This window comes from Luteimonas suaedae (genome assembly GCF_008312895.1).
Taxonomy (GTDB): Bacteria; Pseudomonadota; Gammaproteobacteria; order Xanthomonadales; family Xanthomonadaceae; genus Luteimonas; species Luteimonas suaedae.
Map to the genome: position 1 here is coordinate 324,480 of NZ_VSSP01000003.1, position 24,022 is coordinate 348,501.

At 70.7% G+C, this 24,022-nt stretch carries 17 protein-coding genes; 12 read left to right on the plus strand and 5 right to left on the minus strand.

Translation table 11 applies throughout. From position 1 onward, the window contains the following. Positions 1-245 precede the first annotated feature (245 nt). Genes FXO19_RS07645 through FXO19_RS07660 form a run of 4 tightly spaced genes read left to right on the plus strand, consistent with a single transcriptional unit; the run spans position 246 to position 4,267 of the window. Complete coding sequence (locus FXO19_RS07645; RefSeq protein ID WP_149194468.1) at positions 246-1,163, plus strand: lauroyl acyltransferase; 918 nt, start codon at positions 246-248, stop codon at positions 1,161-1,163. Continuing rightward, positions 1,160-1,693, plus strand: coding sequence for a PH domain-containing protein (locus FXO19_RS07650; RefSeq protein WP_149194469.1), 534 nt, complete (start codon positions 1,160-1,162; stop codon positions 1,691-1,693). Before FXO19_RS07645 ends, FXO19_RS07650 begins: the two co-directional genes overlap by 4 nt. Further along, on the plus strand, positions 1,680-3,209 hold the full coding sequence (locus tag FXO19_RS07655) for a PH domain-containing protein (protein WP_149194470.1): 1,530 nt from the start codon (positions 1,680-1,682) through the stop codon (positions 3,207-3,209). The genes FXO19_RS07650 and FXO19_RS07655 overlap by 14 nt, the downstream gene beginning before the upstream one ends. Further along, positions 3,206-4,267 carry a glycosyltransferase family 9 protein gene (locus FXO19_RS07660; RefSeq protein ID WP_149194471.1) on the plus strand — a complete coding sequence of 354 codons (1,062 nt, stop codon included), beginning with the start codon at positions 3,206-3,208 and terminating at the stop codon, positions 4,265-4,267. The genes FXO19_RS07655 and FXO19_RS07660 overlap by 4 nt, the downstream gene beginning before the upstream one ends. Before the next feature lie 291 nt (positions 4,268-4,558). Here the strand turns inward: FXO19_RS07660 and FXO19_RS07665 are convergent, their stop codons facing one another. The 5 genes from FXO19_RS07665 to def all read right to left on the minus strand — a co-directional run bounded on the left by FXO19_RS07665 (position 4,559) and on the right by def (position 9,859). After that, positions 4,559-5,464 carry a glycosyltransferase family 2 protein gene (locus tag FXO19_RS07665; RefSeq protein ID WP_187775683.1) on the minus strand — a complete coding sequence of 302 codons (906 nt, stop codon included), beginning with the start codon at positions 5,462-5,464 and terminating at the stop codon, positions 4,559-4,561. A gap of 85 nt (positions 5,465-5,549) precedes the next feature. Beyond that, a complete protein-coding gene (locus FXO19_RS07670) occupies positions 5,550-6,584 on the minus strand; it encodes a glycosyltransferase (protein ID WP_149194473.1) in 1,035 nt (344 codons plus the stop codon). Positions 6,585-6,661: 77 nt separating this feature from the next. After that, positions 6,662-7,981, minus strand: a complete 1,320-nt coding sequence (rsmB, locus tag FXO19_RS07675) for a 16S rRNA (cytosine(967)-C(5))-methyltransferase RsmB (protein ID WP_149194474.1) — start codon at positions 7,979-7,981, stop codon at positions 6,662-6,664. 331 nt (positions 7,982-8,312) lie between these two features. Then, positions 8,313-9,236: a methionyl-tRNA formyltransferase gene (gene fmt / locus FXO19_RS07680; RefSeq protein ID WP_149194475.1), complete on the minus strand. Its 924-nt coding sequence runs from the start codon at positions 9,234-9,236 to the stop codon at positions 8,313-8,315. 104 nt (positions 9,237-9,340) lie between these two features. Then, positions 9,341-9,859, minus strand: a complete 519-nt coding sequence (gene def / locus FXO19_RS07685) for a peptide deformylase (protein WP_149194476.1) — start codon at positions 9,857-9,859, stop codon at positions 9,341-9,343. A gap of 143 nt (positions 9,860-10,002) precedes the next feature. Here def and FXO19_RS07690 point away from each other — a divergent pair, with 143 nt between their 5' ends. The 8 genes from FXO19_RS07690 (at position 10,003) to FXO19_RS07725 (ending at position 23,799) form a co-directional block, all read left to right on the plus strand. Further along, positions 10,003-11,166: a LysM peptidoglycan-binding domain-containing protein gene (locus FXO19_RS07690; protein ID WP_149194519.1), complete on the plus strand. Its 1,164-nt coding sequence runs from the start codon at positions 10,003-10,005 to the stop codon at positions 11,164-11,166. Between the two features lie 219 nt (positions 11,167-11,385). Further along, positions 11,386-12,540 (plus strand): DNA-processing protein DprA, encoded by a 1,155-nt coding sequence (gene dprA / locus FXO19_RS07695; RefSeq protein WP_149194520.1) that lies wholly within the window; start codon positions 11,386-11,388, stop codon positions 12,538-12,540. Positions 12,541-12,575: 35 nt separating this feature from the next. Beyond that, positions 12,576-13,049, plus strand: coding sequence for a DUF494 family protein (locus FXO19_RS07700; RefSeq protein WP_149194477.1), 474 nt, complete (start codon positions 12,576-12,578; stop codon positions 13,047-13,049). A 140-nt stretch (positions 13,050-13,189) separates the two neighbouring features. Continuing rightward, on the plus strand, positions 13,190-13,630 hold the full coding sequence (locus tag FXO19_RS07705; RefSeq protein WP_149194478.1) for a hypothetical protein: 441 nt from the start codon (positions 13,190-13,192) through the stop codon (positions 13,628-13,630). 174 nt (positions 13,631-13,804) lie between these two features. Further along, positions 13,805-16,312 carry a DNA topoisomerase I gene (locus FXO19_RS07710; protein WP_149194479.1) on the plus strand — a complete coding sequence of 836 codons (2,508 nt, stop codon included), beginning with the start codon at positions 13,805-13,807 and terminating at the stop codon, positions 16,310-16,312. Between the two features lie 236 nt (positions 16,313-16,548). After that, positions 16,549-17,115: an L-threonylcarbamoyladenylate synthase type 1 TsaC gene (gene tsaC, locus FXO19_RS07715; protein ID WP_149194480.1), complete on the plus strand. Its 567-nt coding sequence runs from the start codon at positions 16,549-16,551 to the stop codon at positions 17,113-17,115. A 461-nt stretch (positions 17,116-17,576) separates the two neighbouring features. After that, the gene (gltB, locus tag FXO19_RS07720) at positions 17,577-22,172 is read left to right on the plus strand and encodes a glutamate synthase large subunit (RefSeq protein ID WP_149194481.1); all 4,596 of its coding nucleotides are present in this window, start codon (positions 17,577-17,579) and stop codon (positions 22,170-22,172) included. Positions 22,173-22,290: 118 nt separating this feature from the next. Further along, positions 22,291-23,799, plus strand: a complete 1,509-nt coding sequence (locus FXO19_RS07725) for an FAD-dependent oxidoreductase (protein ID WP_149194482.1) — start codon at positions 22,291-22,293, stop codon at positions 23,797-23,799. The last annotated feature ends 223 nt before the right edge of the window (positions 23,800-24,022 follow it).

Consider the following 24,022-nt stretch of genomic DNA (forward strand, 5'->3'; position numbering starts at 1 on the left):
GCGCAGGCCGGGATCCAGCCCGGACGTTACGGATAAAGCAACTGGATCCCGGCCTGCGCCGGGATGACGGCGGATGATTTCTCGGCTTGCCGCGGCTTCATTCGGCTTGCCGACTTGCCCGGCGGCTGCCTTCTCGCTCCGTTTGCTGCTCGCCTTCCTCCTTGCTGTCCCATCCTCCTGCCCCGTTACGGTTGCTCTTTCCCGCTCCTCTCGTGCTCCGCCCACTCCCGCTAGACTGCACGGCCATGACCGAACTGGCCGCCCGCCTGCTGTATCTGCTCGCCTGCGCGTTCGGCCGGCTGCCATGGCCGGTGCTGTACCGCATCGGCGATGCCCTGGCCTGGCTGTGGCGGCGGCTGGATGCCCGCGAGAGCTTCGTGGCGCGACGCAACCTGGAGATCGCCTATCCGGAGCTGCTGCCGCAGCAGCGCGACACGTGGCATCGCGCGATCCTGCGCACCACCGCGCGCCAGTTCCTGGAGACGCTGCGTTTCTGGACCCGGCCGCACGCCGACAACCTGGCGCTGATTCGCGAAACCAGCGGCGTCGAACGGTTCGACGCCGCCCTCGCCTCCGGCCACGGCCTGATCGTGGCCGCGCCGCACTACGGCAACTGGGAGCTGCTCAACCAGTGGCTGGCCTCGCGCACCCCGATCTCGGTGCTGTACCGGCCGCCGGATGCCGCGATCGGCGAGGCCTTCCTGCGCCGGGTGCGCGCCGATGCCGGGGCGCAGGTGACCCAGGTGCGGGCGGAAGGCGCGCCCGCGGTGCGGCAGCTGCTGCGCCTGCTCAAGGATGGCGGCGTGACCGGCATCCTGCCCGACCAGCAGCCCAAGGTCGGCGACGGCGAGTACGTGCCGTTCTTCGGCATGGACGCGCTCACCATGACCCTGCTCGGCCGCCTGGCCGCGCGCACCGGCGCCACGGTGCTGTTCGCCTACTGCGAGCGGATCGGGCCGGAGCCGAGCTTCGCGCTGCGGATCGAGGCGGCGCCCGAGGCGATCGCCGATCCCGATCCGCGCATCGCCACCACCGCGCTCAACGCCGCGGTCGAGCGCATTGCCCGCCGCGATCCGGCGCAATACCAGTGGACCTACAAGCGCTGGCGCTGGCGCCCGGCCGGCAGCGGCCAACCCAATCCCTACGAGAAGACGCCCGCATGATCGACATTGAGGATCTCGGTCTGACCGCGCCGGACGGGCCGGACGTGCCCGAGGGCGATCGCGGCTGGCAGCCGCTGCCGCCGCAGGCGCGCACGTTGTTCATGCTCGCCGGCGGGCTCGGCGCCGCGGTGCCGGCGGTGATCACCCTCGCCGCCGGCGGTGCGGTGCTGTGGCACCGGCCGGCGTTGCTGGCCGCGGTGGCGGCCGGCTGGCTGCTGTTCGGCCTATTCTCGGTCTGGCTCGGCCACAAGAAGTACCGGTACACCCACTGGCTGCTGGATGACGACGGCTTCGCCCTGCGCCGCGGCCGGCTGTGGCGCAGCGAGACCCGCGTGCCCGGATCGCGGGTGCAGCACCTGGACATCAGCCGCGGGCCGCTGGAGCGGCGCTTCGGCCTGGCGACGCTGGTGATCCATACCGCCGGCACCAAGCAGAGCGCGGTCACCGTGCCGGGCCTGGACGCCGACGACGCCGAACGCCTGCGCGACCATCTCGCGCAACGGGTCGAGCACGACGATGACGACGCCTGAGTCGCCCACGCCGGACCCGGCGCCGGAAGAGTCGCTGCCGACCGACGTCGAGCGCCGGCTGCATCCGCTGTCATGGCTGTTCGTGCTGATCGCGCAGCTCAAGCAGTTCCTGCTGCCGCTGATCGCGCTGCTGTTCTTCGGCGGCCGCGGCAACGGCTACCAGATGGCACCGGCGGCGATCGCGGTGGTGGTGATCGCGCTGCTGTCGCTGTGGCGCTACTTCACCTATCGCTACCGGATCGGCAGCGACAGTCTGTTCGTGCGCAGCGGCCTGTTCGAGCGCAGCCTGCGCCAGGTGCCGTTCTCGCGCATCCATGACGTCGCCGTGCACCAGTCGCTGCTGCACCGGATGTTCGAGGTGGCGGAAGTGCGCCTGGAATCGGCCAGCGGCAACAAGCCCGAGGCGCGGATGCAGGTGCTGCGGCTGGACGAGGCGCTGGCGCTCGAGCGGCTGGTACGCCGGCGCGGCGAGACGGCGGCCGCCACCGACGCCGCCGCGGAAACCGCCGAAGGCGACCTGCTGCTGGCGCTGCCGACGCCGGAGGTGGTGCGGCTGGGGCTGGTCTCCAACCGCGGCATGGTGGTGGTCGCGGGCGCCTTCGCCCTGGCCTGGCAGGTGCTGCCCGAGCGCACGGTCAGTCGCACCATCGCCCGCCTGGGACACGAGGCCTTCGGCTATGCCGGCGGCCTCGGCGGCGACTGGTTCGGGCGCGGCGTCGCGATCGCCGCCCTGGTGTTGCTGGCCCTGGCCCTGGTGCGTCTGCTGTCGGTGGCCCTGGCACTGGTGCAGTACCACGGCTTCCGCCTGGAACAGCACGGCCGCCGCCTGACCGTCGGCCGCGGCCTGCTCACGCGCCGCCGCAACAGCGTGCCGCACCGGCGCATCCAGGCCTGGACGCTGCAGGAAGGCGTCCTGCACCGCCTGCTCCGTCGCCGCAGCCTGGGCATCGATACCGCGGTCATCGAGCAGGGCAACGAGGCGCGCGGCCTGAGCGAACTGGCGCCGATCGCGACACCCGGAACCTGCGATGCACTGGTGCGCCACCTGTTGCCGCAGGCCGCATGGCCGCCGCCGGATTGGCGGCCGCTGCACCCGCGCGCCTGGTGGCGGCTGGCGCTGGGCGGGGCCGTCTTCGCATTGCTGCTGACGGCGGCGCTGGTGTGGCATTTCGGTCCCTGGGGCCTGTTCGGCCTGCTGTGGATCCCGTGGTCGGCGTTCGTCGCGCGCCAGCATGCGCGGCGGGCCGGCTACGCCCTGGACGACAAGCTGGTCTCGGTGCGCGAAGGCTGGTGGTCGCGGCACTGGCGCTTCGCCGAACTGGACAAGCTGCAGGCGCTGCAGCTGCGCCAGTCGCCGCTGGACCGCCGCTTCGGCATGGCCTCGCTGTGGCTGGACAGCGCCGGTGCCGGCGCGCTGGCACCGCCGCTGCGGATCCGCTACCTGCCCGAGGCCGACGCCCGTGCATTGCTGGCGCGCATTGGCAACGAAGTCGCGAAGCGGAGGCTGCACTGGTGACCACGAACCGACAGGCCGTGCCGGCACCACCGCTGGTGGTGCGCTGCGGCGCGCTGGGCGACATGGTCATGCTGACCACGCTGATGCGCCTGGTGGCGGCACGCCACGAAAGCCAGGTCGACGTGATCAGCTCCGGCGGTTGGACCGCGCCGGTGTTGGCGCACGAGCCGACCCTCGGCCACCTGCAACTGGTCACCAGCCGCAAGACGCCGTACCCGTTGTGCCCGAGCCAATGGGCGTTGGTGCGCTGGCTGCGCGCGCGCGGACGCGGACCGGTCTACCTGTGTGATACCGACCCGGAGATGCGGCGCCTGCTGGCGCGTGGCGGCGTGCACCCGGACGACCTGGTCGAACGCGACGCGGAAGAGATCGCAACCGAGATGCTGTGGCCGGATCGCTGGCTGCTGCTCGGCCAGCGCGATCCGGTCCGTCGCTACGCCACCGCCGAGGTGGACGCGGCGCAGTTCCGCCTGCCGCGGCTGGTGATTCCGGAGTCGTCGCGACGCGCGCTGGCGCAGTGGCGCGAGGAGGAAGGACTGCAGGGGCCGCTGGTGCTGTTCCAGCCCGGCAACAAGCGCACCCACAAGCGCGGCAAGGTGATGACCGCAGACCATCCCAAGCACTGGGACCCCGGCAACTGGGCAGCGGTGGCCGACGCGGTGCTGGCCGAACTGCCGGACGCGCAGGTACTGCTGTGCGGCTCGCCGCCCGAGCACGCGGTGCTCGAGGACATCCGCGCCGCCGCCGGCCATCGCCCACAGGTGCGCAATCTTGCCAACGACCTGCCGATCCCGCGCCTGTTCGCGTTGCTGGAGCAGGCGCACAGCCTGGTCTCGGTCGATACCGGCCCGGCGCACGCCGCCGCCGCGCTGGGCTGCCCACTGGTGGTGCTGTTCGGCGCGGCGCCGCCGTCGAAGTGGCGACCGATCGGTGCCGGCCCGATCGCCGTGCTGGGCGGCGAGCACGGCGAACGCAGCCGCGTGGCCGACATCCCCCCCGAAGCGGTCATCGCCGCCTGGCGCGCACTACCCGACACCATGCAAGCCCAGTCCCGGTGACCCCCTGCGGGCGCGTCGGAAGTCGCGACCGCCCGCCCGGACAGCCGCGACTTTCCCGCGCGGACTCCACGCATCGCCTGTGTCACCAGCGCATGTCGAGACAGCCTGGGTTCGCATGGGCTGCGGCCGGGAGCGAATGACCGCGGATTACGCGCGGCACAGCGCACGCCTGCCGTTGTGGAAGTGGCGGTGTCGCGACCTCCGTCGCTCCCACAGAAGGCAGCGGTGCGGTGGCGCAAGCAGGAATCGACACCTTCTGCCGCCTGCAATGCCTAAGCCTGCTTCGGGAGATCAGCGCATCGCCTGGTGTCTCGGCGCATGGCGCTGGCCGGATTCGAACTCCCGCAGGCCGTCGCAGGCCGCCTGCGCGGCGTCGACCGCCGCATCCTTGACGATGCCGTAGGGCGTCCACACCAGCTTCTCGGCGCGGGTCTTTGCGCGGATCGCCAGGTTGGCGCGCACCGATTCCGCGGTCTTGTAGCCACGCGCGTGATCCAGATGCACGCACACCGCCTTGTGCCGGATCTGCTTGCCGCGGACGCCGTAGTTCTCCAGCCGCTCGCCGAGTTCGCGGTCCGGGCCGCCGTACTTCATCCGCTCGTCGTAGCCGTTGATCGCCAGCAGGTCGGATTTCCAGGCCGAGGAATTGCAGTTGTTGAAGGTCGCGCCGGCGGGGGTGACCGCATCGAGCAGCTTCGCGATGAACGGGCTGGCGCCGAGCTTGCGCAGGTTGGAGCCGTTCATGCGCTCGTGCGACTGCAGCCATCCCAGATCGAAGCAGCGCCCGGCGGCGATGTCGTCCACGGTGATGCGCCGGCTCAGTTCCATGCCGAGTTTGCAATAACCGCCGGACAGGAAGCGCCCGGGTTCTGCCAGGCATGCATGGACGTGAACGAAGTCGCGGCGCGGGATGCAGTCGCCGTCGGTGAACAGCACGTAGTCGTGCGCGGCCAGGGCGATGGCCTTGTTGAGGATCTCCTGGCGGCGGTAACCGTCGTCCTCGTGCCAGACGTGCCGCAGCGGCACCGGATAGCGCGCCGCGTAATCGGCGATCAGTTCGGCGGTCGCCGGGCGCGAGCCGTCGTCGGCGACGATCACCTCGAACGCCGGATGGCTCTGCTGCGCATAGCCGAACAGCACCTTCTCCAGCCAGTCCTCGGAGTTGTAGGTACTGACGATGACCGAAATCTTCAACACGCTCGACCTCCACGGTCCCTGACCGCGCCGCCACCGGCGCCGGCTCGGGAACGGATCTACAGCACGCCCGGTTCTATTTTCGTCATCACGCCACAACCGCTGCCAAACGCTCGCGCGCCCGGGCGTAGTAGCGCTCGAGTTCGGTCGCCTTGGCCGGTGCGCGATGGCCGTCCAGGTCGTAGTGCCGCCGGGCGGGCCGGGCCGCATGCACCGAGGCCAACGCCCGCGACAATGCCGGCACATCCTCGGTCGGCACCAACGGCGTTCCGATCAGCGGCGCCAGGTGGACCGCCCCTGCGGTTGCGGTGGCGACGATCGGCAGGCCGGCCTGCATCGCCTCCAACAGCACCAGCCCGAACGGCTCCTCGCGCGCGGGACTGACGAAGCAGTCGAGCGCCGCCAGCCAGTCCTCCGGACGGTCGACGAAACCCGGCATCGCCACCTCCGGACCGGCACGGTCGCGCAGCGCCTTCCAGGCGTTGCCCTGGCCGACGATCGCCAGCCGCGCGCCGGGCAGTTCCGCTGCGCGAAACGCGTCGAGCAGCAGGTCCATGCCCTTGCTGGTCTCGACCCGGCCGACCGCACCGAACAGGAATTCGTCCGGGCCGACGCCGATCTGCGCCCGCAACCGCTCGCGGGCATCGGCGGCTGGCGGTCGCGGCATGGTCCAGTTGTCGATCTGCACCGAGCGCTCGCGCAGCGGCGACGGAATGGTCGGCAGCTGCCAGGGCGCGATCGCGACCAAGCCGTCGAGATGCGCATGCTGCTCCGGCACGTAGTCGATGTGCAGCGTCGCCAGCCGCGGGCACCTGACCTTGGCTGCGCGCAGCGCGCGGCATGCCGAACCCAGGTGGGCATGGGCGATGTCGGGCCGCAGCCGACGAAGCCGCCACCGCGCCATCAGCACCGCGGGCCAGCGCGCGAGCCAGTCGCCGACGATCACCACGCGCACCCGCGGATCGACGCGATGCGCGATCGCGTCGGCACGCCGACGCGCCGCCTTGCGCCGCAGGATCAGGATGACCTCGTGCCCCGCGTCGGCCTGCGCCGCCGTGAGCTCGACGACGTGACGTTCGGTTCCGGCAAAACGTTTGGAGAGAAGCACGTGGACGATTCGCATGCGGCCTCGCTGACGGCGGAGTCTGTCCGCCGGAACATTGGTTTTTCGTGACGATGATGTTGACGCTTTTCGCGCGTTCAGGCCACGCGCCGCAGCCGCGCCAGAAAGAAGCCGTCCATGCCATTCTCGCCGGGCAGCCGTTGCCGGCCCGGCCCGTCGCGGCGGCCGCAGCCGTCGCCGGGATCCTCGGCGCGCGCATCGGCGGTACGGGCGAGGAAGGCCTCGACATGGCGTGCATTCTCGTCGCGCAGGATCGAGCAGGTGGCATAGACCAGTGCGCCGCCGGGCGCGAGCATGGTCCACAGCGCATCGAGCAGCCGCGCCTGCAGCGCGATCAGCGCTTCGACATCGCGCGCGCGCCGGTGCAGCAGCACGTCCGGCTGCCGGCGCACGATGCCGGTGGCCGAGCACGGCGCATCGAGCAGGATCGCGTCGAAGCGCTCGCCGTCCCACCATTGCACCGGCACCGCGGCATCGGCGACCTGCAGCCGTGCGTCGGCGGCGAGCCCGAGCCTGTCCAGGGTCTCGCGCACCCGGTCCAGACGCGCGGCATCGACGTCGAGCGCGGTCAACCGCAGCGACGGGTCCCGCTCGAGCAGATGCGCCGCCTTGCCGCCTGGCGCGGCGCAGGCATCGAGCACGCGTCCGCCCGCGGGCGGCGCCAGCACGTCGGCGACCTGCTGCGCGGCGCCGTCCTGCACCGAGACCGCGCCCTCGGCGAAGCCGGGCAGCGCCGCGACCGGCACCGCCTCGGCCAGACGCAGGGCATCGGCCAGATCCGCAGGCGCTTCGGCCTCGATGCCGGCGTCCCGCAGGCGGGCGGCATAGGCGTCGCGGTCGCCCAGGCGGCGGTTGACCCGCAGCCACAGCGGCGCGGGCGTGGCGCTGGCGGCGAGGATCGATTCAACCTCGTCCGGCCAGTCCGCCTGCAGCCGCGCGCGCAACCAGTCGGGCCAGGCGGCGGCGGGATCCGCCGGCGGCAGGCCCTCGCGCTGGGCGCGGCGCAGCAACGCGTTCACCAGTCCGGCCTGGTGCGTACGCCCGAGCGTGCGCGCGGCCTCGACGGTGGCGGCGACCGCCGCGTGGGCCGGCAGCGCCAGCGGATCGAGCTGGGCGAAACCGGCGTGCAGCAGCGCGCGCAGCGGCCGATCGCGCTGCGCCAGCGGCTTGGCCATCCACGCCGCCAGCGCGGCGTCGTAGCGGGCGCGCTGGCGCAGCGCCGCGAAACAGATCGCCTCGACCAGCGCGCGATCGCGGGTGTCGTCGAGCTTCGGCAGCGCGGCGGCCAGTTCGGCCTTGAGCGAACGGCCGCGATGCAGCACCGCGTCGAGCACCCGCGCGGCGCACGCGCGCGGCGCCGAACCGGCGACCGGCGGCGTCTTCCTCTGCGGATTCATGCGGATGGACACGGTTCGGACACTCTTCCACGCATCGGCACGGGCGCCGATTTCGTCTTGGCAACATAGACGGTCGGCGGAGATTGCCTGCGAGGCCGGATGGGGAGTCGCTGGCAAGCATTCAGGAAACCTGGTCTCTTGCCGTCTCGTGGGAGTGGCGGCGGCATGTCACCGTTGGGAAATCGCGGCAGCCTTCCTTCGCACCGTCGCGACTTCCGTCGCTCCCACAGATACGAGGCGCGGCGGGCCGCGGATTCCCGATCCATCGCGGCGTCCCGGCAGCGGCATGCCACCGCCACTCCCATGGGTACAGGCGTGGTCGGCAACGCGACTACCGCGCCGCCAGCAGGTCGCGCCGGGCGTTCAGATAATCGGCGGCTGTGATCGCCTTGCCGCCGGCGCGCTGCAGGGTGCGGATGCGCAGCGCGCCGTCGCCACAGGCGATGTCGATGCCGTCGCGTCCGGCCGCCAGCACGGCGCCTGGCGATGCCTGGTGCTGCGTCGGCATTGCAATCGCGGCATGGATGCGCAGGCGCTCGCCGGCGACTTCGGCCTCGGCCATCGGCCACGGATTGAAGGCGCGGACGCGGTTGGCCAGCACCTGCGCCGGCTGCGACCAGTCCAGCCGCGCCTCGGCCTTGTCGAGCTTGCGCGCGTAGGTCGCGCCCGCCTCCGGCTGCGGCTTCGCGACCGGGCGGATGCCGGCGCGCAGCAGCCCCAGGCCGTCGGCCAGTACCTGTGCGCCGAGGTCGGCGAGGCGGTCGTGCAGCTGGCCACCGGTCTCGTGCTCGCCGATCGCGAGCGTCTGCGACAGCAGCACCGGGCCGGTATCCAGGCCCTTCTCCATCTGCATCAGGCAGACGCCGGTCTCGGTGTCGCCGGCCTCGATCGCACGCTGCACCGGCGCCGCGCCGCGCCAGCGCGGCAGCAGCGAGGCGTGCACGTTCCAGCAGCCGTCACGCGGAATGTCGAGGATGCCCTGCGGCAGCAGCAGGCCATAGGCCACCACCACCATCAGGTCGGGCTCGAGCGCACGCAGCGCCTCGCGCGCCGCCGCAGTCCGCAGGCTTTCCGGCTGCCGCACCTCGAAGCCGCGCGCCAGCGCCTCGCGCTTGACCGGCGACGGCGTCAGCGCCCGCCCGCGTCCGGCCGGGCGGTCCGGTTGCGTGTAGACGGCGACGATCTCGGCCTTGCCCGCCGCCGCGCGCAACGACGGCACGGCGAATTCGGGAGTACCGGCAAAAACGATTTTCATGGGCAGGTGATTCGTGATTCGTGATTGGTGATTCGTAAAAGCAGTTTCCTGCCTGGCCTGTTCCGCTGCTCTTGCCCTTGCACTTGCGAATCACTAATCACGAATCACGAATCACGGCTCCTACGCAACTTCGCGAGCTTCTTCAGCGCCATCTCGCGCTTGAGCGGCGACAGGTAGTCGATGAACAGCTTGCCGTCGAGGTGGTCGACCTCGTGCTGGATGCAGGTCGCCAGCAGGCCGTCGATCCGCAGCGTGAAGGCCTTGCCGTGGCGGTCCAGCGCCTCGACCTCGATGCCGTCGGCGCGGGTGACGTCGGCGTAGACGCCGGGGATCGACAGGCAGCCCTCCTGGTGGACGCGCAGCTCGTCGGAGCGGTTGTGGATCTCCGGATTGATGAACACCAGCGGCTGGTCCTTGCCCTCGGTCACGTCGATGACCATCAACCGGTCCATCGTCGCCACCTGCGGCGCCGCCAGGCCGATCCCGGGCGCCTCGTACATGGTCTCGAACATGTCGTCGAGCCGGCGCTGGAACGCCGGCTCGGCGATCCGCTGCGGATCGACCGGATCGGCGACCTTGCGCAACTGCGGGTGCGGGAATTCGAGGATCGGAAGCTGGGACATGGCGGGCAAAAGGTGGCGTGGATCACAACCGTGGGCGCGGGCATCATTGTAACGCCCGCCAGGCTTGCGTTGCTCCGGTACATGTGGGCTATAGTGGCCCGGCTGCAAGGGGAAATCCCAAGGGGAGCGGGTAGATGGCTGGCATGCTTCAGCACCTTTCTCAGGGGCTTCGTACGGTTTGCGCCGTAGCGTTGCTCACTGTCGCGACATACGCGGCCGCGCAAGGGGTGCGCGGTGATCATCCGGATACGTACGTGGTTCAGCGTGGCGACACCCTCTGGGATATCGCCGGCAAGTTCCTGCAACGGCCCTGGCTGTGGCCGGAGATCTGGCAGGCGAACCCGCAGATCCACAACCCACACCTGATCTATCCAGGCGACGTGATCAGCCTGGCCTATCTGGACCGCGTGGCGGTACAGCCGGGGCCGCGCGAGCAAGTCGCGCCGATCGATGCGATCCCGTTGTCGGACATCGAACCGTTCCTGAAGGACCTGCGCGTGGTCGACGCGTTCGAGCACCTGCCCTATGTGGTCGGGCTCGAGGAGGACCGCCTGCGCGTAGCGCAGGGCCAGGTGGTGTATGTGCGCGGCGTGGCCGAGGCCAGCCCCGGCGATCGCTTCGCCCTGGTGCGGCCGACGACCCGCTTTCACCACCTGCAGCGCAGCGGCTTCTGCTGCGACACGTTCTCCAAGCAGGATCTCGATTTCCGCGGTCGCCGCACCCTGGACACCCAGCAGTACTGGGCCGACGTGGTGATGCCCGACAAGGGCAAGGAAGTGCTCGGCTACGAACTGGTGCAGGTCAATACCGGCACCATCACCCGCGGCGAGGTCGGCGGCATCGGCGCCAGCACCCTGCTGCTCGACGACGAGGGCCGCGAGGTCCGCATCGGCGACCGCCTGATCCCGGTCGACGCCCAACCCTACGACCTGCAGTTCTTCCCGCACCCACCGGCGCAGCAGACCGAGTACGGCCGCGCCCGCGTGCTGGCGGTGGCCGACATGCTGACCAGCGGCGGCCCGCGCGACGTCATCGCCGTCTCCATCGGCGCGCGCGAAGGCATCGACAACGGCACCGTGTTCTCGATCTGGCGTGAAGGCACCAACACCGTCGACCGCGTCGAGAAAGGCAAGGACCGCGACGCCGACACCGTGTTCTTCGAGAACAAGGTGCGGCTGCCGGACGAGTTCGCCGGCCACGCCATGGTCTTTCGCACCTACGACAAGATGGCCTATGCGCTGGTGATGGACAGCATCAAGCCGACCCGGGTGGGGTATCACCTCAAGCACCCGGACGCGCCTTACTGAGAGCCGGGAATCGGGAATCGGGAATCGGGAATCGGGAATCGGGAATCGGAAAGCGTAACGCACGTCGTCCCAGCGCAAGCTGGGACCCACCTTGACCTTCTTCCGCCTCCCGTCTGCCCATGGAGCGGAGCTTGAGGTTCGGACATTTCCTACAAGCGATCGCGACGGCGCCCTCGGGCGCCGTCGCCGTTTCCGCACTAGGCTGTGGCGATGACCGCCATGCCCGCATCCGCTTCGACGCCCGCCACCGACGACCGGGACGCCTTGCTGCGGCTGATCGCCGCCGGCGGCCCCGCCGCGCCGCGGCGCACGTTGCTGGAAGCACACCGCTCCCCGCGCGCGGCACTGGATGCCGGCACCCGTGCCTGGCGCACGGCGGGCCTGGACGACAAGCAGGTCCGTGCGCTCGAGGCGTCGCCGTCCGGCGACGCCCGTGCCCACGATTGGCTGGCGCAGCCTGGCCAGCACCTGCTCGGCTGGCACGACCCGGATTACCCGCCGCTGCTGCGTGCGGTGCAGAATCCGCCGCTGGCGCTGTTCGTCGCCGGCGACCCGGCGCTGCTGTGGCATCCGGCGGTGGCGGTGGTCGGTAGCCGTTCGCCCAGCGCCGGCGGTCGCGACAATGCGCGCGATTTCGCCCGCGCGATCGCCGAATCCGGGCTGGCCGTGACCAGCGGGCTGGCGCTGGGCATCGACGCCGCCGCGCACGCCGCCGCCCTGGCCGCCGGCGGGCTCACGGTGGCGGTGCTCGGCAGCGGCATCGACCAGCCCTATCCGCGCAGCAACGCCGCCCTGCAGGCGCGCATCGCCGAAGCCGGCGCGGTGGTCAGCGAGCACCCGCCCGGCACCGGCGCACTGCGCGAGCATTTCCCCGCCCGCAACCGCATCATCGCCGGGCTCGCCCTGGGCACCCTGGTGATCGAGGCGGCGCAGCGCTCCGGCGCCCTGATCACCGCGCGCCAGGCCAGCGAGGCCGGACGCGACGTGTTTGCGGTGCCCGGCTCGATCCACAACCCCATGGCACGCGGCTGCCACCGGCTGATCCGCGACGGCGCGGCGCTGGTGGAACGTGCCGACGAGGTGATCGCCGCACTGGCGCCGCTGGCCGCCGAGCTGGGCCAGGCCTTGCACCGGCGCCTGGACGCCCCCAACTCCCCGTCCGAGGCCCCATCCGGGGCCCTGCCGGATACGCCGGGCAGCGGCGACCCCGACTACCACCGCTTGTGGCTGGCCCTCGGCCACGACCCAACCGGTATGGATCGACTGGTCGAACGCACCGGATTGACGACGGCCCAGCTGTCCTCCATGCTGCTGCTCATGGAGCTTGAGGGCTGGGTCGTGGCCGAACACGGCCGGTATTCCCGCAAATCCTGAACGAAGCGTCCACGACGGGGCGCAGGCCGGGGGCAATGAAAGAGAGCATTCTGGACGTCCTGCTCTACCTGTTCGAACACTATTTCACCGACGAAGCGGACCTGCTCCGCGACCGCGACTCCCTCCAGACCGGCCTGCTCCAGGCCGGGTTCAGCCCGACCGAGATCAGCAAGGCCTTCGACTGGCTCGATGCCCTGGCCGAACAGCGGCCCGGACCGGCGACGCCGCGCAGCGACGGCCCGACCCGGGTCTACGCCGGTCCCGAGCTGGACAAGCTCGACATCGAAGGCCGCGGCTTCCTGCTGTTCCTGGAGCAGCACGGCGTACTCGATGCCGACCAGCGCGAGCTGGTGCTGGACCGGGCGATGGCGCTGGACCAAGACGAGCTCGACCTCGACGACCTGAAGTGGGTGGTGCTGATGGTGCTGTTCAACCAGCCCGGCAGCGAGGCCGCCTACGCCTGGATGGAAACCCAGATGTTCGCCGACGAGCCCGAACCGGTGCACTGAGCGGGGCGCCCCGGAAAGCGGAGCCTGGCTCCGCTGTTCCCGGCTCCGGAGCCGGCATAGCGGGGTAAGCGCCGCCCTGCGACGGGATCGAGCCACGAACGGGATTTGCGAGAATCCCGCCTTCCCACGGATGGATACGCATGCAAACCACGCAAGGACGCGACCGGATCCCGGCGCATTGGCATTACGCCGACGAACGCGGCATGGACTGCGGGCCGTATCACGCCGAAGCCATCGTGCGGTTGTTCCAGTTCGGCCACATCCGCATGGAAACCCCGCTCTGGCGCGACGATCCGTCCGCGGCGCGGCCCTTGCGCGACTGCACCGAGACCTTCGAGATCGGCCCCGGCAGCCGCGTCCGGCTGGCTCCTCCGGCGCCCGAACCGCCGCCGCCCGCCCCGGCTGCCGCCGCCGCGGCCGAAGTGCCGGCCCCCACCCCCGATGTCGTCCCGTCGGTTGCCGCGACCCGCGCGGTCGAGCCGTCCATCGCTCGCGCGCCTGCCGGACGGCCCTGGATCCGGTGGGTGGCGGCAGCGCTGCTGCTGGCCGTGACCGCCGTCGCGCTGCGTTTCGCCACCTGAGGCGCAAACCGGCGACAATGCGCCCCCTTGACACCGGTCCGGCTTGACAGCGTCGGGCCTGGCATGATTCCTGTAATAAGGTGAAACCTGAACGCCCGGGGCCGGTCCTCGGGCGTCCGTGTCTGCGAAGCTCCCCCTCATGGCGCCGGCCACCGGTGCCCGGAAAACCCCTAGATGGCCAAGAACCTCCTCATCGTCGAGTCGCCCGCCAAGGCCAAGACGATCAACAAATACCTCGGCAAGGACTTCCAGGTCCTGGCCTCCTACGGCCATGTCCGCGACCTGGTGCCGAAGGAAGGCGCGGTCGATCCCGAGCACGGCTTCGCCATGCGCTACGACCTGATCGAGAAGAACCAGAAGCATGTCGAGGCGATCGCCAAGGCCGCCAAAGGCGCCGAGGGCATCTACCTGGCGACCGACCCGGATCGCGAGGGCGAAGCGATCAGCTGGCACATCGTCGAGATCCTGAAGGAGCGCGGCCTGCTCAAGGACAAGGCGCTGCACCGCGTGGTGTTCACCGAGATCACGCCGCGCGCGATCAAGGAGGCGATGACCAAGCCGCGCCAGATCGCCGGCGATCTGGTGGACGCGCAGCAGGCGCGTCGCGCGCTCGACTACCTGGTCGGCTTCAACCTGTCGCCGGTGCTGTGGCGCAAGGTGCAGCGCGGGCTGTCGGCCGGCCGCGTGCAGTCGCCGGCGCTGCGCATGATCGTCGAGCGCGAGGAGCTGATCGAGGCCTTCGTCGCCCGCGAGTACTGGTCGATCGAGGCCGAGTGCGCGCACCCCTCGCAGGCCTTCACCGCCAAGCTCACCCGGCTCGACGGCAAGAAGTTCGAGCAGTTCACCGTCACCGACGGCGATACCGCCGAGGCCGCGCGCAGCCGCATCGTCGCCGCCGCCAACGGCGCCTTGCATGTCACCGACGTCGTCAGCAAGGAACGCAAGCGCCGCCCGGCGCCGCCGTTCACCACCTCGACCCTGCAGCAGGAGGCCGCGCGCAAACTCGGCTTCACCACCAGCCGCACCATGCGCGTGGCGCAGAAGCTGTACGAGGGCGTGGCGATCGGCGACGAGGGCACCGTCGGCCTGATCACCTACATGCGTACCGACTCGGTGAACCTGTCGGGCGATGCGCTGACCGAGATCCGCGACGTCATCGCCCGCGACTTCGGCACGCGCTCGCTGCCGGACAAGCCGAACTTCTACCAGACCAAGTCGAAGAACGCGCAGGAGGCGCACGAGGCGATCCGCCCGTCGTCGGCGCTGCGCACGCCGGCGCAGGTGGCGCGCCATCTCGACGACGACGGCCGCCGCCTCTACGAGCTGATCTGGAAGCGCGCAGTCGCCTGCCAGATGGTGCCGGCCACGCTCAACACCGTCTCGGTCGACCTGGCCGCCGGCAGCGAGCACACCTTCCGCGCCAGCGGCACCACGGTGGTGTTCCCGGGCTTCCTGGCCGTGTACGAGGAAGGCAAGGACCAGAAGGCCGCCGAGGACGAGGACGAGGGCCGCAAGCTGCCGCTGATGAAGACCGGCGAGCGCGTGCCGCTCGAGCGCATCCACGCCGACCAGCACTTCACCGAGCCGCCGCCGCGCTTCTCCGAAGCGAGCCTGGTCAAGACGCTCGAGGAATACGGCATCGGCCGTCCGTCGACCTACGCCTCGATCATCCAGACCCTGCAGTTCCGCAAGTACGTGGAACTGGAAAGCCGCCGTTTTCGCCCGACCGATGTCGGCCGCGCGGTCTCGAATTTCCTCAGCAGCCATTTCACCCGCTACGTCGACTATGACTTCACCGCGAAGCTCGAGGACGAGCTGGACGCGGTCTCGCGCGGCGAGGAGGAATGGGTGCCGCTGATGCAGCGGTTCTGGGGGCCGTTCAAGGAGCTGGTCGCCGACAAGATCGAGTCGGTCGACCGCAGCCAGGCCACCGGTGCGCGCGAACTCGGTACCGACCCCAAGACCGGCAAGCCGGTCAGCGTGCGGCTCGGCCGCTACGGGCCGTACGCGGCGATCGGCAGCACCGCCGAGGACGCCGAGGACAAGCCGAAGTTCGCCTCGCTGCGGCCCGGCCAGAGCATGCACACCATTACTCTCGAGGATGCACTGGAGCTGTTCCTGATGCCGCGCCAGCTGGGCGAGGACAAGGGCGAGGAGGTCAGCGTCGGCATCGGCCGCTTCGGCCCGTTCGCCAAGCGCGGCAGCGTCTACGCCTCGCTGAAGAAGGAGGACGATCCCTACACCATCGACCTGGCGCGCGCGGTGTTCCTGATCGAGGAGAAGGAAGAGATCGCCCGCAACCGCATCATCAAGGAATTCCAGGGCAGCGACATCCAGGTGCTCAACGGCCGCTACGGCCCATACCTGAGCGACGGCAAGCTCAACGGCAAGATCCCCAAGGACCGCGAACCGGCCTCGCTGACGCTGGAAGAGGCGCAGAAGCTGATGGAGGAAACCGGCAAGCCGGCACGCGGCCGCTTCGGCAAGAAGACGGCCGCGAAGAAGGCGCCGGCGAAGAAGGCCGCGCCCGCGAAGAAGGTCGCCAAGAAGGCGGCGAAGAAGACCGCGAAGAAAGCCGCCACCAAGAAGACTGCAAAAAAGGCCGCGAAAAAGGCGGCGAAGAAATCCGTGGCCAAGGCGCCGGTCTCCGTGGCGAGAGACACGGACGACGCGCCGTTCTGACGAGCGGCATCCGCACACGCCCCCGTAGGAGCGCGCCACGCGCGCGATGCCGCGGGCATTTCACCGCCCGTAGATTCCGGTGACCCACGCGCCTGCCGGCCCGGAATCGCGGCATCCACCGGATCCTGCCGGCACCCGCGGCATCGCGCGCGTGGCGCGCTCCTACGAAGACGCATCCACCAGGCTCGTCGAGGGCACAACGCCGGAATGGCAGCCGGCATCGTAAGCTTCGCAGCATGCCGACCCGGGACCCCCAGGACATCGCCGAAGCCGTCGCCGCCGTGCGCGGCGGCGGGGTGGTCGCCTACCCGACCGAGGCGGTCTGGGGGCTGGGCTGCGATCCGCGCGACGAAACCGCGACCCTGCGCCTGCTGGCGCTGAAGCGGCGGGCGGTCGACAAGGGGCTGATCCTGGTCGCCGCGACCCGTGCGCAGCTGGACCCGTTCGTCGACTGGGATGTGCTGGCGAACACGCGCCGCGACGTGGTCTGCGCCAGCTGGCCCGGACCGCACACCTGGATCGTGCCGGCACGTGCGGACACACCCGCGTGGATCCGCGGCGCGCACGCCGGCGTCGCGGTGCGCGTCAGCGCGCATGCCGGCGTCTTGGCGCTCTGCAACGCCTTCGGCGGCGCGATCGTCTCCACCAGCGCGAACGTGGCCGGTATGCCGGCGCCGCGCACGCTGGCCGAGCTCGATCCGGCGATCCGCGCCGGCGTCGATGCCGTCGTCGCCGGCGAGACTGCCGGCCTGGAACGGCCCACGGCCATCCGCGATGCGGGCAGCGGCGAGGTCTTGCGCTGAAACCCTGAATGCCGCGCCGCATCCGCTCGCGGGGAGGTGCCTCAAACCCGTGGTCTGCAAGGCGGGTTCCCCGGTTGCGGGCGAAGGCCGCAGCAATGGATCGGCGCAAACGACGCAACGCTTTCGTAGGAGCGCGCCATGCGCGCGATACCGCGGGTGTCTCCGGTCCCGGTCATCGTCGGCCCCGCCACGAACCGGAAGGCGCGCCGGTGGGCGGAGTTCGCATGGCGGCGCAATACCCGCGGCATCGCGCGCATGGCGCGCTCCTACGGAAACCACGCCCCGCGAGCCCTTCTGCGCCGGACCATAGTTGCGCGTGCAACGGATTTTTCGTGCAGTCACACGTTGCCGCACTGCACAAACTGTGATCTATTCGGGAGTCCGCGGATGCGTCGCGACGGCAGGAAGGCCGCAGCCACGATCCCCGCGGCTCCCTCCACCCACGGTCACGGCAACACACGATGCGGGCATTTCCGGATCGGGGCCTCTACGACCCCGACAGCGAACGCGACAACTGCGGCTTCGGCCTGATCGCGCGAATCGGCGGCGACGGCGACCGCGCCCTGGTCGAGACCGCGCTGCAGGCGCTGGCGCGCATGCGCCATCGCGGCGGCGTCAACGCCGACGGCATGAGCGGCGACGGCTGCGGCGTGCTGCTGTGCGGCGCCGGCGCATTCGTGCGCCTGCTGGCGGACGAGGCCGGCATCGCGCTGCATGCCGGCACCTGCGCCTCGGGACTGGTGTTCCTGCCGCACGACACCGATGCCGACGCGCAATGCCGCGCACGGCTGCGGGACGAGGTCGCCGCCGTCGGCGCACGCCTGGTCGGCTGGCGCACCGTCCCGGTGGATCCGACGGCCTGCGGCGAACAGGCGCGCGCGGCGATGCCGCGTATCGAACAGGTGTTCATCGAGCGCGACGGCCCCGACGACGACGACTTCGAGCGCGCGCTGTACCTGGCGCGGCGCCGCTGCGAGCAGGCGCTGGCCGCCGACCACCCCGACTTCTACATCGTCAACCTGTCGGCGAAGCTGCTCGGCTACAAGGGCATGGTGCTGCCCGACCACCTGCCGCAGCTGTTCCCGGACCTGGCGCGCGCGGAGCTCGCCGCCAGCGCGGTGGTGTTCCACCAGCGCTTCTCCACCAACACCCTGCCGCGCTGGGCGCTGGCGCACCCGTTCCGGCGGCTGGCGCACAACGGCGAGATCAACAGCATCGAGGGCAACCGGCGCTGGGCGCTCACCCGCCGCAACGTGTGGCGCTCGCCGGTGCTCGACATCTCGGAGTTCGCCTCGCCGGTGACCATGCACGGCTCCGACTCGCAGTCGCTCGACAACATGCTCGAGTGGCTGCTGCTCGGCGGCATGGACCTGCTGCAGGCGATCCGCATCCTGATGCCGCCGGCGACGCAGTCGCTGGAATACAAGGACGCCGACCTCGCCGCCTTCTACGAGTACTACTCGATCAACTCCGAGCCCTGGGACGGCCCCGCCGGCGTGGTGATGTGCGACGGCCACTATGCCGCCTGCACCCTCGACCGCAATGGCCTGCGCCCGGCGCGCTGGACGCGCTCGCGCGACGGGCTGTTCCTGATCGCCTCGGAGGCCGGCGTCTGGGACCTGCCGCCCGAGCAGGTGCTGGCCAAGGGCAAGCTCGGCCCCGGCGAGATGATCGCGGTCGACCTGCGGCAGGGCACGCTGCTGGACAACGACGCCATCGATGCCGTCAACCGCGCCCGCGCGCCCTACAAGCAGTGGCTCAAGCGCGGCATGACCTACCTGCAGACGGAACTGATCGACCCGGCGCTGACCGACGCGCCGTTCACGCCGGACACCCTGCTCGGCTTCCAGAAGCTGTTCCAGCTCAGCCGCGAGGAGCAGGAGTCGGTGCTGCGGCCGCTGGCCGAGACCGAGCAGGAAGCCACCGGCTCGATGGGCGACGACGTGCCGATGGCGGCGCTCAGCCAGCGCGTGCGGCCGCTGTACGACCATTTCCGCCAGGCCTTCGCGCAGGTGACCAACCCGCCGATCGATCCGCTGCGCGAGGACTGCGTGATGACGCTGGCCACGCAGATCGGGCGCGAGGGCAACCTGTTCGTGGACGGCCCCGGCAACGTCGATCACGTGCTGTTGAACTCGCCGGTGCTGTCGCAACGCAAGCTCAACCAGCTGATGGCGCTGCCGCGCTTCGTCGACCGCTACCGCTACGTCGACCTGTACTTCGACCACGGCGAATCGCTGCGCGACGCACTCGTCCGCATCCGCGACGAGGCCGAAACCGCCGCCCGCGAGGGCGTCGAACTGCTGATCCTCAGCGACCGCCGCCCGCGCCGCGACAGCGCCGCGGTGCATGCGCTGCTGGCCACCGGCGCGATCCACCAGCACCTGGTGCGCACCGGGCTGCGCTGCGACGTCAACCTCATCGTCGAGACCGGCACCGCGCGCGACCCGCACCACTTCGCCTGCCTGATCGGCTACGGCGCCACCGCGGTGTATCCGTATCTCGCCTACCAGACCCTGCATGCGCTCGGCCGCCGCGGCATCCTCGGCGGCAAGACCAGCAACGAGCCGCCGCAGATCGGCCGCAGCTACCGCCGCGGCGTCAAGAAAGGCCTGCTGAAGATCCTGTCGAAGATGGGCATCGCCAGCATCGCCAGCTATCGCGGCGCGCAGCTGTTCGAGATCGTCGGCCTCGACGACGACGTGGTGGCGCTGTGCTTCGAGGGCACGCCCTCGCGCATCGGCGGCGCCGGCTTCGCGCGGCTGCAGGCCGACGCGCGCCATCTGGCGGCGCAGGGCTGGGACGACAACGCCTTGCCCGAGCCCGGCGGCCTGCTGCACTACGTGCACGGCGGCGAGTACCACCAGTTCAATCCCGACGTGGTGCAGTCGCTGCAGCGCGCGGTGCTGACCGGCGATCGCGGCGACTGGAAGTGCTACGCCGACCACGTCGACTCCCGCCCGCCGGCGGCGCTGCGCGACCTGCTGCGTCCGCGCGATGCCGCCGTGCCGGTGCCGCTGGACGAGGTGGAGCCGGTGTCGGCGATCGTCAAGCGCTTCGACTCGGCGGCGATGAGCCTGGGCGCCTTGTCGCCGGAAGCGCACGAGGCGCTGGCGATCGCGATGAACCGGCTCGGCGGGCGCAGCAATTCCGGCGAGGGCGGCGAGGATCCGGCGCGCTATCACGACGAGCGCCGCAGCAAGATCAAGCAGATCGCCTCCGGCCGCTTCGGCGTCACCCCGGAATACCTGATCAACGCCGACGTGCTGCAGATCAAGATCGCGCAGGGCGCGAAACCCGGCGAGGGCGGGCAGTTGCCGGGCAGCAAGGTCAATCCGCTGATCGCGCGGCTGCGCTACGCCAAGCCCGGCATCGGCCTGATCTCGCCGCCGCCGCATCACGACATCTATTCGATCGAGGACCTGGCGCAGCTGATCTTCGACCTGCGCCAGGTCAATCCCGAGGCGCTGATCTCGGTGAAGCTGGTCGCGCACGCGGGCGTGGGCACGATCGCCGCCGGCGTGGTCAAGGCCGGGGCCGACCTGATCACCGTCTCCGGCCACGATGGCGGCACCGGCGCCAGTCCGCTGGGCTCGATCCGCTACGCCGGCGTGCCGTGGGAGCTGGGCCTGTCGGAGGCGCGGCAGGCGCTGCAGTACAACGGCCTGCGCGGGCGCGTGCTGCTGCAGACCGACGGCGGCCTGAAGACCGGGCTCGACGTGATCAAGGCGGCGCTGCTCGGCGCCGACACCTTCGGCTTCGGCACCGCGCCGATGATCGCGCTGGGCTGCAAGTACCTGCGCATCTGCCATCTCAACAACTGCGCCACCGGCGTCGCCACCCAGGACGAGCGGCTGCGCGCCAACCACTTCAAGGGCCTGCCCGAACGCGTGGAATGCTTCTTCCGCAACGTCGCCGAGGACGTGCGCGAGCAGCTGGCGCGGCTGGGCGTGCGTTCGCTCGACGAGATCGTCGGCCGCACCGAACTGCTCGAGCAGACCATCGACACGCCGCGCGAGCACGTGCGCATCGACCTGTCGCGGCTGTTGCAGCGCGATCCCGCGCACGCGCGGCGGTTCGAGCCCGACGCCGCCGCGACGCGCGCGGCGCCGGACGCGGCCGCCGGCAACCCCGATCCCGATGCGCCGCAAGTCGTCGGCACGCCGGCCCAGGACGCTGCGCCGCTGCATCCGGGCTACGCCAGCTACGGCGCCGGCTGCGGCGCCGCGTTGCGCGCGCCGGTGGACGGACTCGCGCGACGGCTGGACGCCGACCTGGCGCAGGTGATCGAACACGCACGCGGCGGCGAGTACAGCTATGCGATCCGCAACACCGACCGCGCCATCGGTAGCCGCCTGTCCGGCGCGATCGCCCGCCACCACGGCAACACCGGCATGGCCGGCGCGCCGATCCACCTGCGACTGACCGGCAGCGCCGGACAGAGTTTCGGTGCGTTCAACGCCGGCGGCCTGCACATGACGCTCGAAGGCGAGGCCAACGACTACGTCGGCAAGGGCATGGCCGGCGGCCGCCTGGTGCTGCACCCGCCGGCCGGCAGCACGTTCGATCCGCGCTACACGCCGATCCTCGGCAACACCTGCCTGTACGGCGCCACCGGCGGCGAACTGTATGCCGCCGGCCGCGCCGGCGAGCGCTTCGCGGTGCGCAACTCCGGCGCGGTGGCGGTGCTCGAAGGCGCCGGCGATCATTGCTGCGAATACATGACCGGCGGCGTGGTGGTGGTGCTGGGACGCACCGGGCTCAACTTCGGCGCCGGCTTCACCGGCGGCCTGGCCTACGTGCTCGACCTCGACCGCGACTTCGTCGACCGCTACAACCACGAGCTGATCGACATCCTGCGGGTCTCGCCGGAGGGCTTCGAGAACTACCGCCAGCACCTCACCAACCTGGTCGCGGTCCACGCGCGCCTGACCGGCAGCGCCTGGAGCGCGCAGATCATCGAGGAGTTCCGCGACTTCGTCGGCAAGTTCTGGCTGGTCAAGCCGAAGGCGGCGAGCCTGGAAGCGTTGACGGAAGATCTGCGGAGGGCAGCGTAGTGGAGCAGAAACGAGTGAATAGGAGTGAGAAACGAGAGAAAGCAGTCCCCGGTACCCGCGCTGCTGCCGTTCTTCGCTCTTACTCATTTCTCACTCCTCTCCACTCACTCCTCGCCTTATGAGTAAGAAACACGCCTTCCAGTTCCTAGATCTGCCGCGCGAGATGCCGCGGCGGATTCCGCTGCGGCTGCGGACCGCCGGCGACTGGAACGAGCTCTACGGCCGCTTCGGCGAGGACGAGGCGGCGCACCAGGCCGGGCGCTGCCTCGACTGCGGCAATCCGTACTGCCAGACCGGCTGTCCGGTGCACAACTACATTCCCAACTGGCTGCGGCTGGTGGAGGAGGGCCGCATTCTCGAGGCCGCGGCGCTGTGCCACGAGACCAACCCGCTGCCGGAGATGTGCGGACGGGTCTGCCCGCAGGACCGCCTGTGCGAGGGCGTGTGCACGCTGGAGGACGGCTTCGGCGCGGTGACCATCGGCGCGGTGGAGAAATACATCACCGACACCGCGTTCGCGCAGGGCTGGCGGCCCGACCTGTCCAAGGTCGTACCGACCGGCAAGCGCGTGGCGGTGATCGGCGCCGGGCCGGCGGGGCTGGCCTGCGCCGACCGGCTGGTGCGGCGCGGCATCGAGGCCACGGTGTTCGACCGCTACGAGCAGATCGGCGGCCTGCTGCAGTTCGGCATACCCAGTTTCAAGCTCGACAAGTCGGTGATCGCGATGCGGCGCGAGGTGCTCGAGGGCATGGGCGTGCGCTTCCGCCTCGGCGTGGAGATCGGCGGCGACGTGTCCATGGACGACCTGCTGCGCGACTACGACGCCGTGTTCCTCGGCCTCGGCGCCTACCGCTACACCGACGGCGGCCTGCCCGGCCAGGACCTGCGCGCGGTGCTGCCGGCGCTGCCGTTCCTGGTGCAGAACGGGCGCATCGTGCACACCGGTGCCGAGGCCGGGATAGCGAGCAGCGGCACGGAGCCGCCAGGCCAGGCGATCGCCGGCTGGGAGGACCGCGTCGAGATTCCCGACCTGCGCGGCAAGCGCGTCGCGGTGCTCGGCGGCGGCGACACCGGCATGGACTGCGTGCGCTCGGCGATCCGCCTGGGCGCGGCCAGCGTCAGCTGCATCTACCGCCGCGACGAGGCCAACATGCCCGGCTCGGCGCGCGAGGTCGCCAATGCGCGCGAAGAGGGTGTGGAATTCCTGTTCAACCGCCAGCCGCTGGCGATCGTGGACGACGGCGCCGGCAACGTCACCGCCGTGCGCGTGGCCGAGACCCGGTTGGGCGAGCCCGACGCGCGCGGGCGGCGCCGGCCCGAGCCGGTGCCCGGCAGCGAATGGGTAATCGATGCCGACCTGGTGATCATTGCGTTTGGTTTCACGCCGGAGCTGCCGGAGTGGCTGGCCGCGCACGGCGTCGATGCGACCGGCAACGGCCGCATCGCGGTCGGTGGCGAAGGCCGGCTGCCGTACCAGACCACGCATCCGAAGCTGTTCGCAGGCGGCGACGTGGTGCGCGGTGCCGACCTGGTGGTGACGGCGGTGCAGGAAGGCCGCGACGCGGCCGCCGCGATGGCGCAGATGCTGACTGCCGGCAGCACCCGTTCCGCGCTCGACGCCGCCTGACCGCCTTGCCGTCCCGTCACCCTGGCCGCTGTTCCGTAGGAGCGCGCCATGCGCGCGATGCCGGCATGGCCGGACGCGCCTGGAATCGCCGCCGATCCGGTCGGAGCCTCCCGCGGTTTCGCGGCCATGGGCCGCTCCTACGAGGCGAGAAGAGCGCCTCGGCGCGTCACAGGGCAGCCTGAACCTATCCCTGCCTGAAAGCGGATCCGCGCCTACCGCCGGG